At 72.7% G+C, this 14405-nt stretch carries 12 protein-coding genes; 4 read left to right on the plus strand and 8 right to left on the minus strand.

The window, feature by feature from the left end; all coding sequences use genetic code 11:
* Nucleotides 1-130 precede the first annotated feature (130 nt).
* Both VKK44_RS29750 and VKK44_RS29755 read left to right on the plus strand, forming a co-directional pair.
* Nucleotides 131-934 (plus strand): helix-turn-helix domain-containing protein, encoded by an 804-nt coding sequence (locus tag VKK44_RS29750; RefSeq protein WP_343444493.1) that lies wholly within the window; start codon nt 131-133, stop codon nt 932-934.
* Nucleotides 935-1275: 341 nt separating this feature from the next.
* Nucleotides 1276-2823 (plus strand): cellulose-binding protein, encoded by a 1548-nt coding sequence (locus tag VKK44_RS29755; RefSeq protein ID WP_458351700.1) that lies wholly within the window; start codon nt 1276-1278, stop codon nt 2821-2823.
* An 18-nt stretch (nt 2824-2841) separates the two neighbouring features.
* Here the strand turns inward: VKK44_RS29755 and VKK44_RS29760 are convergent, their stop codons facing one another.
* Genes VKK44_RS29760 through VKK44_RS29775 form a run of 4 tightly spaced genes read right to left on the minus strand, consistent with a single transcriptional unit; the run spans nt 2842 to nt 6565 of the window.
* Nucleotides 2842-3966, minus strand: a complete 1125-nt coding sequence (locus tag VKK44_RS29760) for a sensor histidine kinase (protein ID WP_343444494.1) — start codon at nt 3964-3966, stop codon at nt 2842-2844.
* A complete protein-coding gene (locus VKK44_RS29765; RefSeq protein ID WP_343444495.1) occupies nt 3959-4645 on the minus strand; it encodes a response regulator transcription factor in 687 nt (228 codons plus the stop codon). The genes VKK44_RS29760 and VKK44_RS29765 overlap by 8 nt, the downstream gene beginning before the upstream one ends.
* Before the next feature lie 5 nt (nt 4646-4650).
* Nucleotides 4651-5292, minus strand: coding sequence for a VanZ family protein (locus VKK44_RS29770; protein ID WP_343444496.1), 642 nt, complete (start codon nt 5290-5292; stop codon nt 4651-4653).
* Between the two features lie 37 nt (nt 5293-5329).
* Nucleotides 5330-6565: a serine hydrolase domain-containing protein gene (locus tag VKK44_RS29775; protein ID WP_343444497.1), complete on the minus strand. Its 1236-nt coding sequence runs from the start codon at nt 6563-6565 to the stop codon at nt 5330-5332.
* Nucleotides 6566-6803: 238 nt separating this feature from the next.
* On the opposite strand from VKK44_RS29775, the gene VKK44_RS29780 reads away from it, so the two are divergent.
* Complete coding sequence (locus tag VKK44_RS29780) at nt 6804-9074, plus strand: glycoside hydrolase family 44 protein (RefSeq protein ID WP_343444498.1); 2271 nt, start codon at nt 6804-6806, stop codon at nt 9072-9074.
* 408 nt (nt 9075-9482) lie between these two features.
* Complete coding sequence (locus VKK44_RS29785; protein ID WP_343444499.1) at nt 9483-11006, plus strand: non-reducing end alpha-L-arabinofuranosidase family hydrolase; 1524 nt, start codon at nt 9483-9485, stop codon at nt 11004-11006.
* 63 nt (nt 11007-11069) lie between these two features.
* Here the strand turns inward: VKK44_RS29785 and VKK44_RS29790 are convergent, their stop codons facing one another.
* From VKK44_RS29790 to VKK44_RS29805, 4 genes are read right to left on the minus strand one after another with little or no spacing between them, the layout of a single operon-like run.
* A complete protein-coding gene (locus VKK44_RS29790; protein ID WP_343444500.1) occupies nt 11070-12131 on the minus strand; it encodes an ABC transporter ATP-binding protein in 1062 nt (353 codons plus the stop codon).
* Complete coding sequence (locus tag VKK44_RS29795) at nt 12128-12952, minus strand: ABC transporter permease (RefSeq protein WP_343444501.1); 825 nt, start codon at nt 12950-12952, stop codon at nt 12128-12130. Before VKK44_RS29795 ends, VKK44_RS29790 begins: the two co-directional genes overlap by 4 nt.
* Before the next feature lie 11 nt (nt 12953-12963).
* The gene (modA, locus tag VKK44_RS29800) at nt 12964-13761 is read right to left on the minus strand and encodes a molybdate ABC transporter substrate-binding protein (protein WP_343444502.1); all 798 of its coding nucleotides are present in this window, start codon (nt 13759-13761) and stop codon (nt 12964-12966) included.
* A 34-nt stretch (nt 13762-13795) separates the two neighbouring features.
* Complete coding sequence (locus VKK44_RS29805; protein ID WP_343444503.1) at nt 13796-14215, minus strand: TOBE domain-containing protein; 420 nt, start codon at nt 14213-14215, stop codon at nt 13796-13798.
* Nucleotides 14216-14405 lie beyond the last annotated feature (190 nt).

A 14405-nucleotide genomic window follows, 5' to 3' on the forward strand; every position in this document is an offset into this window, starting at 1 on the left:
CACCGACAATGTCGGCCTGTTCCGACATCGACTCCGACACCGCCACCCGGCCCGGCGTACGCCTGGAAAATGTCACACCCGGTCGTTACTGTCACTCCTCACCGTGACCGCTCGACCGGGGTGGTGGCTGATGGACGACAGTGACGAGATCAGCGCCGCGCGCCGCGCGCTCGGCCGTCGTCTCGCCCACCTGCGCAGGGCCGCCGGCCTCACCCAGCACGGCCTCGCCCCGCTCGTGCGGTACGCCCGCAGCTCGATCGCAAGCACCGAGACCGGCCGGCAGCACCCCGACCGGACGTTCTGGTGCCGGTGCGACACCGTCCTGCGCACCGGCGGCACGTTGACCGCCGACTACGACCGCATCGCCGAGCTGGGCCTCCACCGCGAACGTGCCAGCACCGACCCGGCCGGCTGGGCGGCGCGGTGGGAGCCCGAGGAACGCATCGCCGCCCGCCGGGCCGCGCTGACGCGTACCACCGATGACGACGCGCGGCTGGCGCACCTGGAACGCGAGGTCCGGCGGGCGATAGCCGACAACGAGCGCCTTCCGCCGGGCACGCTGGTGGCCCGCCTCAGTCCACTGCGGACCGACGTGGACGAGCTGATGGCCGCGCGACAACACCCCCCGCAACGCGCCCGGCTCTACACGGCCGCCGTCCACCTGTCCGGGTTGCTCGCCGCGCTCGCCCTGGACCTGCGGGACTTCCGCGTCGCCCGCGCGTACGCCGCCGAGGCGTTCGACCTCGCCACCGCCGCCGCGCAGCCCGACGCGCAGGCCTGGGCCCGCGCCACCCAGAGCCTGATCGCCCACTACGCCGGCGGCGCACGCGACGCCCTCCCCTGCGCCGAGGACGGACTGTCGCACGCCGGCACCGGCCCGCCCCGCATCCGCCTGCTGATCGTGCCGCGGCCGGAACCACGATCGCCGACGTGAGCAGCCGGGCCGGCCGACGACTGTCATGATCAGGATCAACACCACGTATGCAACAAACCTGCACGTCTTTGCTATTGCCTCGCCGGTAAGCGCTTTCTTAGCCTGTGTTTCATCGATGTTTCGATCCGGGCTGAGGGTGCGCACACGAAGCCACATGCGGTGTCGGGGCGGTGGAAGCCGTGCCCGCGCCGTGTCTACTCCCGAGGAGTCCAACTGTGAGAACCGCAGTGCGACACAAGCTTCTAACCGGCGGGATCGCTGTGGTCGCCGCCGCCGCGGTCGTCGCGGCGATACCGATGACCCAGGCGTCGGGCGCATTCGGCGACCTCAACCTGGCATCGATCAACGCCAATGCAACTAATCTGAGCCTCGGTGCCGGTGCGGACGGTTCCAGCAAGGCCGACGGCACCAGCTACGGCAACGCGATCGACGGCAACATGAGCACCTACTGGTCACCGGCCGGCTCGACCGGCCGAATCTCGGTGAAGTGGGGTTCCGCCACCACGGTGGCCTCGATCAATATCCGGGAGGCGGCCGGCGCCGTCGGGGCCGTCGGCTCCTGGCGGGTCGTCAACAACGACACCGGCGCCACGCTGGCCAGCGGCACCGGGGCGGGCGTCATCACGTTCGCCGCCACCTCGCTCAGCAAGATCAATTTCGAGATCACCAGCTCGACCGCCACGCCGAAGATCGCCGAGTTCGAGACGTACGCCTCGGGCGCGACCACGCCGCCGCCCACGACCGGGCCGACCACCCCGCCGCCGACCACCGGTCCGACCACCCCGCCACCGTCCACCCCGCCGCCGTCGAGCGGCACGCTGTACGTGGCACCGACCGGCACCGACGGCGCGGCCGGCACGCAGGCGAACCCGACGACGCTCACCTCGGCGATCACCCGGGTCGCCGCCGGCGGCACCATCTACCTGCGCGGCGGCACCTACCGCTACACCCAGACCGTCACCATCGGCCAGGGCAACAACGGCACGTCGAGCGGGCGCAAGAACATCTTCGCCTACCCGGGTGAGACGCCGGTCCTGAACTTCTCCGCGCAGAGCGAGGACCCGGCGAACCGGGGGCTCGTGATGGGCGGGTCGTACTGGCACCTCCGCGGCGTCGTCGTCGAGCGGGCCGGGGACAACGGCATCCTGCTCGCCGGCAACAACAACATCGTCGAGCGCGTGGTGACCCGCTTCAACCGGGACTCGGGTCTGCAACTCTCGCGGCTGGTGGCCAACGCGCCCCGCGACCAGTGGCCCGCGAACAACCTCGTGGTGAGCACCGAGTCGCACGACAACGCCGACTCCGACGGGGAGGACGCCGACGGCTTCGCCCCGAAGCTCACCGTCGGCACCGGCAACGTCTTCCGCTACACCGTGTCCCACAACAACATCGACGACGGCTACGACCTCTACACCAAGAGCGACACCGGGCCCATCGGCCCGGTGACCATCGAGTCCTCCCTGGCGTACGGCAACGGCACGCTGAGCAACGGTGGCCAGGCCGGCGCCGGTGACCGCAACGGCTTCAAGCTCGGCGGCGAGGACATCGGCGTGAACCACGTCGTGCGCGGCAACATCGCGTACGACAACGGCCAGCACGGGTTCACCTACAACCGCAACGTCGGCTCGATGACGGTGTCGAACAACGCCAGCATCGGCAACACCGAGCGCAACTTCAACTTCGACGGCGGCTCCTCGGTGTTCCGGAACAACACCTCGTGCGACGGTGGCACGAGCGACCGGATCGTCGGCAACGCCGACAGCTCGAACCAGTTCTGGTCCGGCACCAACGGGTCCCGGTGCTCCGCGTACTCCGGCGCCCTGGGTTGGTCCTTCGCGTCCGACGGTCGCCTCGTGGTGACCTTCGGCGGCCGGGTGGTCACCCCGTAACGGGCAGGGGCGCCGGCGTCACCGCCGCGGTGACGCCGGCGCCCCGCCGGGCAGCCGGACCGTGACGAGCAGACCGCCGTCGGGTCCGGCCGCGAGGTCGAGCGTCCCGTGGTGGGCACGGACGACGCTCTGCACGATGGCCAGGCCGAGGCCGGCACCGACGTGCTGGTCGGCGCGTACGCGTTCCGTGCCGCGCTGGAACGGCTCGGTCAGCGTCGGCACGACCCCCGGCGGGAGCCGGGGCCCGGTGTTCGCCACACGCAGCACGCTGGCGTCGCCGTGCGTCCCGGTCCGGACCGTCACGGCGCCGTCGGCGGGGCGGTTGTGGACGATCGCGTTCTGGACGAGGTTCGTCACCATCCGCGACAGCAGTTCGGTGGAGCCGACGGTCGGGGCCGCCCCGCCGGTCACGTCCAGCCTGATCCCGCGCTGCTCGGCGAGGGGGAGCAGCGACTCGACGGCGTCCTCGGCGAGCAGGGAGAGGTCGACCCGGTCCCGGACGACGTTCCACCGGTCGGCGCGACCGAGCAGCAGGAGCGCCTCGGTGAGGTCGATCGCCCGCCGGTTGACCGCCGACAGGCGTTCGACGAGTTCGTCCCGGTCCCGACCGGGATCGTCGCGGGCGACGTCGAGCAGCGCCCGCGAGACGGCCAGCGGCGTCCGCAGCTCGTGGGCGGCGTTCGCGGCGAACCGCTGTTGCTCCGCGACGTGGGACTCGATGCGTTCGAGCATCGCGTCGAACGCGTCGGAGAGGTCACGGAACTCGTCCCGTCGACCCGTCAGGCGGATCCGGTGCGACAGCGAACCGGTCCCGGCCGTCCGGGCCGCCGCCGTGATCCGGGTCAGCGGCGCGAGCATCCGGCCGGCGAGGACCCAGCCCCCGAGGAGGCCGAACGCCAGCAGGAACGCCAGGATCTCGGCGGCCCTCGGCGCGAAGACGCGCAGCAGGTTGGACCGGACGGGAAAGACGCCGGGGGTGAGCGTGTCCGCGGAGCCGGGGACGATGAGCATGGCCCGGTCGGGCACGTACCGCAGGAGGAACACCCACACCGTGGCGAGCAGCAGCACGCCGGCGAGCACCAGGAACCCGGCGTAGCTGAGCGTGAGCCGGACCCGGACGCTCAGCCCCGCCTTCCTAGCCACGCTCGCCGCCGGCCGGCGGTGACACCGCGATGCGGTAGCCGACGCCCGGCACCGTGGCGATGATCCAGGGCTCGCCGAGCCGCTTGCGCAGCGCGGAGACGGTGATGCGCACCGCGTTGGTGAACGGGTCGGCGTTGGCGTCCCAGGCCCGCTCCAGCAGGTCCTCGGCGCTGACCACCCCGCCCTCGGCGGCGACGAGGACCTCCAGCACGGCGAACTGCTTGCGGGTGAGCGCGACATAGCGTCCGTCCCGGAAGACCTCCCGCCGGAACGGATCGAGCCGCAGGCCGGCGAGCTGCCGCACCGGCGGCCGGGCGTACCCGCGCCGACGGTCGAGCGCCCGCAGCCGCAGGACGAGTTCCCGCAGCTCGAACGGCTTGGTGAGGTAGTCGTCGGCGCCCAGCTCGAACCCGGAGGCCTTGTCGTCGATCCGGTCGGCGGCGGTGAGCATGAGGATCGGGATGCCGCTGCCGGAGGCGACGATGTGCCGGGCGACCTCGTCGCCGGAGGGCCCGGGGATGTCGCGGTCGAGCACCGCGAGGTCGTAGGCGTTGACGTCGAGCAGTTCCAGGGCGGAGACACCGTCGCCGGCGATGTCGGCGGCGATCGCCGCCAGCCGGAGCCCGTCCCGGACGGCTTCGGCCAGGTAGGGCTCGTCCTCCACGATCAGTACGCGCATGCGGATCAGTCTGCCGCCGCCGGCACCGGTGCAGGTCGCTCCGCCGGACCACGCCACCAGCGGCGGGACGCCAACCCGAACAGCGCCGCACCGGCGGCGTTGACCAGCACGTCGTCCACGGACGACACCCGGTCCAGCCGCAGCACGTACTGGAGGGCCTCGATCACGGCCGAGCAACCCGCCCCGAGCGCCAGGAGCCGGGACGGGGAGGCCAGCGCCGCGAACCGCATCGGCGCGAAGAAGCCCAGCGCCGCGAGCACCAGCAGGTTGCCGCCGATCCCGAGCGGCCCCATCGTGGCCAGGTCCCGCAGCGGGACCAGGCTCAGCCGACCGGGGACGACGCCGGCCCCCGGGCCCGGCATCATGGTCAGCCACACGAACGGCACCGTCCCGTAGACCAGGCCCACCTCGGCCAGCGACATCCGCCACGCCCCGGTGACGCCGGCGGCCCGCCGACCCAGCGCCAGGGCACCGACCGCCAGCGCGGCGACCGGCAGCCCGACCAGCATCATGAGCAGGACGCCGTTCTCCGTGTCGTAGCAGCCGTGCCACCGCCCGTCCCGGCACGCCGGAGCGGCCATCAGGAGCGGTCGCCGCACCGCGGACGCGACGCCGGCCAGGCCGAGGACCGCCGCGCCGACGAGCACGACCCTCCGCGTACGGCGGGGTGGCGCGATCCCCACCTCAGCCGCCCGCCCCGTCGCCGGGCGTCGCCCCGGTGACCGCCTGCGTCTCCCGCCCGATCATGTCCACCAGCGGCGCGTCGTCGCAGTTCGCGAGGATGACGCCGACCCAGCCGGTGTCCGGGTAGCTGGTCCAGTTCGCGCAGACGCCGGGGTTGCCGCCGGCCCGCTGGATCACCCACTGGCCGCCGACGATCTCGGCCGACGGCCCGTACGTGCCGAACGAGGCCGGGCCGAGCGGGAGCTTGGCGGCGGTGAGCACGTCGGCCCACGGCCGGTCCAGCAGCGTGCCGTCGCCCAGCGCGCGGGCGAACCGGACCAGGTCCGGCGCGGTGGCGAAGCCGCCGTCACCGACGGCGTCGATGAAGGCGCGACCCGGGTTCCGGTCGCGCATGTACTCGTAGGGGCTGCCCTGGTCGAGGTGGCGGAGGGCGTCGACCCGGCTGCCGTCGGCCAGCGTCATGTACGGGTGCGCGAGGCGCTCGTCGGTGAGCCACCGCGGCCGGGTGTGGAACGCCGAGCCGGTCATGCCGCAGCGCCGGAAGATGTGCTCCTCGACGTAGTCCCAGTACGTCTGGCCGCTCACCGCCTCCACGATCAGGGCGGGGACGGCGGCCTCGGCGCCGGCGTGGAAGCCGTTGGGCAGGCCGGGCGTGCCCACCAGCTTCGCCTGCCGGGCCCACCGCTCCTGGTACGCGTGGACCTCCGCGCGGCTCCGGAAGACCCGGTGGATGTCCTCGTCGGGCGTGTTCATCCCGGAGGTGCCGGTGAGCATGTGGTGGACGGTCACCTGCTCGGCGATGTCCGGGGCGAAGCCGGTCAGGTGCCGGCCCACCGGGTCGGACAGCCGAAGCCGCCCCTGCTGCGCCAGTTGCAGGACGGCGACCGCGCAGAACGGCTTGCCCGCCGAGCTGAGCGTGAACGCGGTGCCGGAGTGGTTGCGGATGCCCCGCTCCCGGTCGGCCATGCCGTAGCTGCGGGACAGCACCGTCCGGCCCCGGTGCGACAGCAGCACCACGCCGGAGAACCGGCCCTCGGCGGCCAGCCGCGCCACGTACCTGTCGTACGCCCCGCCCGGCCGGGTGGCCGGCGGGATGCGGTCGGGTCGGGACGAGCCGGTGGCGGCGTGGCCGGTCCCGGCGTTCGCCAGCGGCACACCGGCCGCGATCGCGCCGGTGGCGGCCAGTCCGCCCCATCGGACCAGCCGCCGCCGGTCGACACCCCGTGTCGAGTCCATGCCCACGCTCCTTCTCGGTGGCGAACCGGGCGGACGGCGCCCGGTTCGTCCCTGAAGTGAAGACGCCGGGCTGTTGCGCGGGCGTATGCGTTTCCCGATACACCCGCGAACGGCCCCGCGGGCCCGGGCGGCGGCCCTCGGCACGACTGCCGACGTGTTGACGCGGCCGGCGAACCAGGCCAGTCTGTGGGGGCGCTCCCAACGGCGAGCTTCGATTTCCTTCAGGAAGGAAGAGCTCGTGCGTCCCACCACAGCACTGCTCCCGGTCGTGCTGGCCGCCACGCTCGGCGGCCTGGCCCTGCCAGGGCCCGCCCAGGCCGCGGCCGGCCCGGCGCTGGTCGTCGACACCACCGCCGACCGGCACGCGATCAGCCCGTACGTCTACGGTATGAACTTCGCCGACGAGGCGCTCGCCCGGGAGCTGCGGCTACCGGTGCACCGGTACGGCGGCAACGCCACCACCCGCTACAACTTCCGCAACGACACCACCAACCGGGCCGCGGACTGGTACTTCGAGAACATCCCGAACGACAACACCGATCCGGACAGCCTGCCCGACGGCTCGGAGAGCGACCGGTTCGTGGCACGGAACAAGGCCACCGGCACCGACACGATCATGACGGTGCCGATGATCGGCTGGATCGCCAAGGACCGGTCCCGGGCGTGCGGCTTCAGCGTCGCCAAGTACGGCCCGCAGGAGTCCACCGACCAGTGGGCGCCCGACTGCGGCAACGGCAAGAAGCCGGACGGCAGCCTGATCACCGGCAACGACCCGGAGGACACCAGCGTCGCGGTCGGGCCGCAGTACGCCACCGACTTCGTCACCCACCTCAAGGACCGGTTCGGCGCCGCCGGTGCCGGCGGGGTGCGGTTCTACAACCTGGACAACGAGCCGGACCTGTGGCACTCGACCCACCGCGACGTGCGCCCGGTCGGGCTCGGCTACGACGAGCTGCGCGACCGCACCTACGCGTACGGCGCGGCGATCAAGGCGGCCGACCCGGGGGCGAAGACGCTGGGCCCGGTCGGCTGGGGCCTGAACTCGATCTTCTACTCGGGGCTGGACCAGGACACCTGCTCACGGACGGGCTGCTGGTCGAACCCGCCGGACAAGGCCGCGCACGGCGGTCAGGACCTCGGCCCGTGGTATCTGGACCGGATGCGGGAGTACGAGCAGCAGCACGGCACCCGCGTCCTCGACTACTTCGACGTGCACCTCTACCCGCAGCAGTCCGGCGTCAGCGGGTCCGGTGCCGGTGACGCCGCCACCCAGGCGCTGCGACTGCGCTCGACCCGCCAGCTCTGGGACCCGACGTACGTGGACGAGAGCTGGATCAACCAGCCGGTCCGCTTCATCCCGCGGATGCGCGAGCTGGTCGACAAGCACTACCCGGGCACGAAGATCGCGATGACCGAGTACAGCTGGGGCGGGTACGGGTCGCTCAACGGCGCGCTCGCCCAGGCCGACGTGCTCGGCATCTTCGGCCGGGAGGGGCTCGACCTGGCCAGCCTCTGGACCGCCCCGACCGCCGACCAGCCGGTGGCCGACGCGTTCCGCATCTACCGCAACTACGACGGCGCCGGCGGCGCGTTCGGCGAGACGTCCGTCCGGGCCGCCAGCGCCGACCAGGACAAGCTGGCCGTGTACGCGGCCGAGCGGACCGCCGACAAGGCGCTGACCCTGGTCGTGGTCAACAAGACCGGCGACGACCTGACCAGCCCGGTGGCCCTGACCGGCGTCTCCGCCGGCACCGCCCAGGTCTACCGCTACAGCGCGGCGAATCTCGCCGGTGTGGTCCGGGAGGCCGACCAGCCGGTGGGCGCCACCGGCCTGACCGCCACCTTCCCGGCCAACTCGATCACCCACCTGGTGCTGCCACGCGGCGCCGCCCCCGGCGACACCCGGCCGCCGACCGCCCCGGGCAAGCCGGCCGCCGGCACGGTCACCGGTGACAGCGTGGCGCTGACTTGGGCGCCGTCCACCGACGACACCGGCGTGACCGGTTACGACGTGCACCGGGTGGACGCCACCGGGACCGTGAAGGTGGGCAGCGCCACCGGCACCGCGTACACCGTGACCGGGTTGACGCCGGACACCCCGTACACCTTCGTGGTGACCGCCCGGGACGCGGCGGGCAACGTCTCGGCGGCCTCGCCCGGCCTGACCGTGCGGACCGCGACCGGCGCTCCGACCGGCGGCTGCTCGGTCGGCTACGCGGCGAACAGTTGGCCGGGCGGCTTCACCGCGACGGTCACGATCAGGAACACCGGCACCACCGCGATCGACGGCTGGAAACTGGCCTTCGACTTCCCGACCGGCACCCAGAAGGTCGGCCAGGGTTGGTCGGCCACCTGGAAGCAGAACGGCACGGGCGTGACCGCGGAGAGCCTGAGCTGGAACGGCAGGATCGCCCCCGGCGCGTCCACCAGCATCGGCTTCAACGGCACGTGGAGCGGCACCAACCCGGCGCCGGCCGCCTTCACGCTCAACGGCCGGCGCTGCGGCTGAACCTCGCGGCGCGCGCCACCGATCGGGCGTACGGGCCGGGGCACCGCGATGCCCCGGCCCGACCGGCGTTGGCGTTCCGCGCCGCCCGGCGGCCTTCATCGACCGAATGATGCGCAAACGTCGATGTTAGCGTCATCATTATCCGTGTCGCGCTCGTGGAAAGGCCCGGGAGGCGGCGCGGCACCTGCGCGGGAAGGCGCTCCGGACGGCGGTCGTCGATTGCTTCGGGGAAGTTACGACTTGACGAACGTCCTGTTATCGCCCACATTCGATGGTCAAGGACGAGGCTGGGGCTGACCGGGACGGGTCTGCCTTGTCGGGATCTGGCGTGCGCGACGCGTGGGCCATGTCTTGTTAGCGCTAACACCCTGGCGGCGTACGTCCGGGTTCTGGCCATCGAGGAGGATCATGTTCGCCTTTGGTAGGTCTCCATCGATCGCCCCGCCGAGTCGGCGGCGGCGGTGGTTGCCGCGGGTCGTCGCGGCCGGCGTGACGGCCCTGCTGGCCGGCGTCGGCGCGGCGGCCGTGGTGTCGTCACCCGCCGCCGCGGCGACGGTCGACACCAGCGCCTGGTACGTGCTGGTGAACCGCAACAGCGGCAAAGCCCTGGACGTCTACAACCTGGCCACGAACGACGGCGCGCGGATCGTGCAGTGGGCGCGCAACAACGGCAATCAGCAGCAGTGGCAGTTCGTCGACTCGGGCGGCGGCTACTACCGGCTGCGGTCGCGGCTGTCCGGCAAGGTGCTGGACGTCTACAACTTCTCCACCGCCAACTCCGCGAACATCGTGCAGTGGTCCGACGCCAACGGGACCAACCAGCAGTTCCGGCTCACCGACTCCGACAGCGGCTACGTCCGGTTGATCAACCGGAACAGCAACAAGGCGGTGGAGGTGCAGGGCGCCTCGACCGCCGACGGCGGCAGCATCGTCCAGTACGACGACTGGAACGGCAGCAACCAGCAGTGGCAGCTCGTCCGCGTCGACGGCGGGGGCAACCCCACCACGCCGCCGCCGGGTGGCACCTGCGCGTTGCCGTCGAGTTACCGGTGGTCCTCGACCGGGGCCCTGGCGCAGCCGAAGTCGGGTTGGGCGTCGCTGAAGGACTTCACCGTCGTGCCCTACAACGGCAAGCACCTGGTGTACGCGACCACGCACGACTTCGGCTCGTCGTGGGGTTCGATGAACTTCAGCCCGTTCACCAACTGGTCCGACATGGCCTCGGCCAGCCAGAACGGCATGTCGCAGGGCACCGTCGCGCCGACGCTGTTCTACTTCGCCCCGCGTAACATCTGGGTGCTCGCCTACCAGTGGGGTGGCACCGCGTTCTCCTACAAGACGTCGTCCGACCCGAGCAACCCGAACGGGTGGTCGTCGGCGCAGCCGCTGTTCACCGGCAGCATCTCCGGCTCCGGCACCGGCCCGATCGACCAGACGCTCATCGCCGACGACCAGAACATGTACCTGTTCTTCGCCGGTGACAACGGCAAGATCTACCGGGCGAGCATGCCGATCGGGAACTTCCCCGGCAACTTCGGCGCGAACTACACCACCATCATGAGCGACACCACGAACAACCTGTTCGAGGCCGTGCAGGTCTACAAGCTCCAGGGCCAGACCCGCTACCTGATGATCGTCGAGGCGATCGGCGCGCAGGGCCGCTACTTCCGCTCCTTCACCGCCACCAGCCTGAACGGCACGTGGACGCCGAACGCGGCCACCGAGAGCAACCCGTTCGCCGGCAAGGCCAACAGCGGCGCCACCTGGACCAACGACATCAGCCACGGAGAACTGGTCCGCACCACCGCCGACCAGACCTTCACCGTCGACCCGTGCAACCTGCAACTGCTCTACCAGGGCCGGGCCACCAACTCCGGCGGCGACTACGGCCTCCTGCCGTACCGACCGGGCCTGCTGACCCTGCAACGCTGACCGGCTCCCCGGCAGCTCGTCACGGGCCGGTCTCCCCACCGGGAGGCCGGCCCTCGGCGTACGTCAGGCGGGGTAGGCGCGGGTCTCGGCGGCCTTCACGGCGGCCCACACGGACCGGCCGGGCACCAGGTCGAGGTGACTGGCGGCGGCCGGGGTGACGTCGGCGGCCACCGCGATCGGGCCGTCCAGTTGCACGCGGAGGTTGTCGCCGTGGCGTTGCAGCCCGGCGATGACGGCGGCCCAGGTGTTACGCGGGCTGCCGTCGGGCCGGCTCGGGTGCAGGGCGACGGCCGAGGGCGGGAACGCGACGAACGCGTCGCCGTGCAGGGGATCGGCGACGGTGAGGGTGAGCCGGTCACCGACCCGTACCGTCCGGCCGTCGGCGGTGCCGCGGTAGAGGTTGAGGCCGACGAGCCGGGCGACGTAGTCGGTGCGGGGCCGCGCGGTGATGTCGGTGGCGTCGCCGTCCTGCACGACCCGGCCGTCCTCGACGATGACGAGCCGGTCGGCCAGGACGAGCGCGTCGAGCGGGTCGTGGGTGACCAGCAGCGTGGCACCGGGATGGTCGCCGAGGTGCCGGTGGAGTTCGGCGCGGGTGTCGAGCCGGGTACGGGCGTCGAGCGCGGCGAGCGGCTCGTCGAGCAGCAGCAGCACCGGGTCGACGGCCAGCGCGCGGGCGAGCGCGACCCGTTGGGCCTGCCCGCCGGAGAGCTGCCGGGGCTTGCTGCGCGCCCGGTCGCCCAGCCCGACCCGGTCGAGCCAGTCGGCGGCCCGACGCCGCGCGGTGCGCCGGTCGGCGCCGTGGCGTCGCGGCCCGAAGGCCACGTTGTCCAGCGCGTTCAGGTGCGGGAAGAGAAGGTAGTCCTGGAAGACCACGCCGATCGGGCGCTGTTCGACGGGTGTCCAGAGGCCCTGGTCGGGCCGGTCGACGGGCCGCCCGGCGAGGGTCAGGTGACCGGCGCTCAGCGGTTGCAGGCCGGCGAGGGCGCGCAGGGCGGTGGTCTTGCCGGCGCCGTTCGGGCCGAGCAGGGCGACCACCTCACCGGCGTCGATGCGCAGCGGCAGGTCCAGGCGGAAGGCGCCCCGGTCGACGACCAGGTGCGCGTCCACGACGGGGAGGCTCATGCGCTGGTGATCCACTTGTCCCGCAGGCCGGCGAGGATCGCCACCGACACGGTCAGCAACACCAGACTGAGCACGACCGCGCCGTCCAGGTCGCCGCCCTCGATGGTCTGGTAGACCGCCAGCGGCATGGTCTGGGTGACGCCCGGGTAGTTGCCGGCGAACGTGATCGTGGCGCCGAACTCGCCCAGCGCCCGTGCCCAGCACAGCACCGCTCCGGCGGCGACGCCCGGTGCCACGAGCGGCAGGGTGACGTGCGTGAACGTGGTCCAACGGCCGGCGCCGAGCGTGGCGGCGGCCTCCTCGTAGCGGGCGTCCGCCCCGCGCAGCGCGCCCTCGACGGCGATCACCAGGAACGGCATCGCGACGAACGCCTCGGCGACCACCACGCCGGTGGTGGTGAACGGCAGCGTGAAACCGAACGTGGCGTCCAGCCACCCGCCGAGCAGGCCCCGGCGCCCGAACACCAGCAACAGCGCCACGCCGCCGACCACCGGCGGCAGCACCAGCGGGACCGTGACCAGCGCGCGGACCAACCGGCGGCCGGGAAACCGGGTACGCGCCAGCAGCCAGGCCAGCGGTACGCCGAGCAGCAGGCACACCAGCGTGGCGGCGGTGGCGGTCTGCACCGAGAGCCGGAGCGCGGTCAGCGCGCCGGGCTCGGTGAGGCGTTGCGGCAGGCTGGCCCACGGCGCGCGGACCACCAGCCCGGCCAGCGGCAGCACCAGGAACAGCAGGCCCGCCAGGGCGGGCACCAGCAGGGCCGCCGGCACCCGTTGCGCCCGGCGGCGGCGCGGCGGCCCGCCCGGGGCCGCTGTGGGCACCTCGGCCGAGGTCACGGGGCCTGGAAGCCGGCACCGGTCAGCACGGCCGTGCCCCGCTCGGAGCGTACGTAGGCGACGAAGGCCCGCGCGCCGGCCCGGTTGGCCGCGTTCCGCAGCACCACGATGGGGTAGTCGTTGACCGCGCCGGCGGACTCGGGGAACTCCACGCCGTCCACGTCGGCGGCGGCAGCCCTGGTGTCGGTGCGGTAGACAAGCGCGGCGTCGACCTCGCCGAGCTTCACCTTCGACAGGGCCCCCTTGACGTCCTGCTCGAGCGTGACGGGCCGGAGCGTCACCCGCGCGGCGCTCAGGGCCGTGGTCGCCGCCGCGCCGCAGGGCACCTGCTCGGCGCAGAGGGCGACCTTGAGCCCGGGCCCGGTGAGGTCGGCCAGCGCGTCGATGCGCCTCGGGTTGCCCTTGGGCACCGCGATGACGAGTTGGTTGCGCGCGAACGTGGTCGGGGAGCCGTCGGCGTTGCCGGCGTCGGTGACCGACCGCATGTTCTTCGGCGCGGCGGAGGCGAACACGTCCGCGGGTGCGCCCTGGTTGATCTGGTTGGCCAGCGCGGAGCTGCCGGCGAAGTTGAACCGCACCGTCACGCCCGGGTTGGCGGCCTCGAACTCCCTGCCGATCCGGGTGAACGACTCGGTCAGCGACGCCGCCGCGAACACCGTCACCGTGCCGCTCACGGCGGAACCGGAGGCCGAGCCGGCCGGTGAGGCACCGGTGCCGCCACCGCAGCCGGTCAGGCCCGCCATCGCCAGGGCGGTCACCCCGGCCAGCGCGGCGCGGACCACACGTGCACCCATCAGCGTCTCCTCCCGGTGGCTCGCCCGGCCGCGCTCACGCGCCCGCCCGCGGTCGGTGCGCCGGGGCGGACCGCTCCACCACCACCGTGGTCGACTTGATCACCGCGACCGCCACCGACCCGACCCGCAGGCCCAGTTCCTCGACCGCCTCCCGGCTCATCAGCGAGACGATCCGGAACGGCCCGGCCTGGATGTCCACCTGTGCCATCACCGTGTCCTTGGCGACCGCGGTGACGATCCCCCGCAGGCGGTTGCGCGCCGAGGACTCCTCGGACCGGCCGTCCGGCTCGCCCGCCTGCTCGCGGACGAACCCGGCCAGTTCGACGCCGTCGATCACCCGGTGGCCCTGCTCGTCGCGGGACGCGGGCAACCGGCCGGCGTCCACCCAGCGGCGCACCGTGTCCGCGCTGACGCCGAGCAGCTCCGCCGCCTCCCCGATCCGGAACACCGTCACGTCGGGCATCGTACCCGTACGCATCTGCGGTGAGAAGTTGTCATCGTGTTTGGCAGGTGCGATGGCTGACCGCCGGAACACACGGCACCTGCGGCGGAAGCCCGCTGGCGTTCCGCGCCGCCGCTCGCTGCGCTCCCTGACCCGGCGGTCAGCCCGTTTTTCCGTTCCGCCGGCTCCCGGCTGTCCCGGG

Origin of the sequence: Micromonospora sp. DSM 45708, from assembly GCF_039566955.1 — a bacterium.
Lineage (GTDB): Bacteria > Actinomycetota > Actinomycetes > Mycobacteriales > Micromonosporaceae > Micromonospora.

Excerpts from the sequence above, each read along its gene's own strand:
- VKK44_RS29775 (WP_343444497.1), bottom strand. The coding sequence starts at position 6,565 with ATGGACTCGACACGGGGTGTCGACCGGCGGCGGCTGGTCCGATGGGGC.
- VKK44_RS29750 (WP_343444493.1), top strand. The coding sequence starts at position 131 with ATGGACGACAGTGACGAGATCAGCGCCGCGCGCCGCGCGCTCGGCCGT.
- modA (WP_343444502.1), bottom strand. The coding sequence starts at position 13,761 with ATGGGTGCACGTGTGGTCCGCGCCGCGCTGGCCGGGGTGACCGCCCTG.
- VKK44_RS29785 (WP_343444499.1), top strand. The coding sequence starts at position 9,483 with ATGTTCGCCTTTGGTAGGTCTCCATCGATCGCCCCGCCGAGTCGGCGG.
- VKK44_RS29790 (WP_343444500.1), bottom strand. The coding sequence starts at position 12,131 with ATGAGCCTCCCCGTCGTGGACGCGCACCTGGTCGTCGACCGGGGCGCC.
- VKK44_RS29765 (WP_343444495.1), bottom strand. The coding sequence starts at position 4,645 with ATGCGCGTACTGATCGTGGAGGACGAGCCCTACCTGGCCGAAGCCGTC.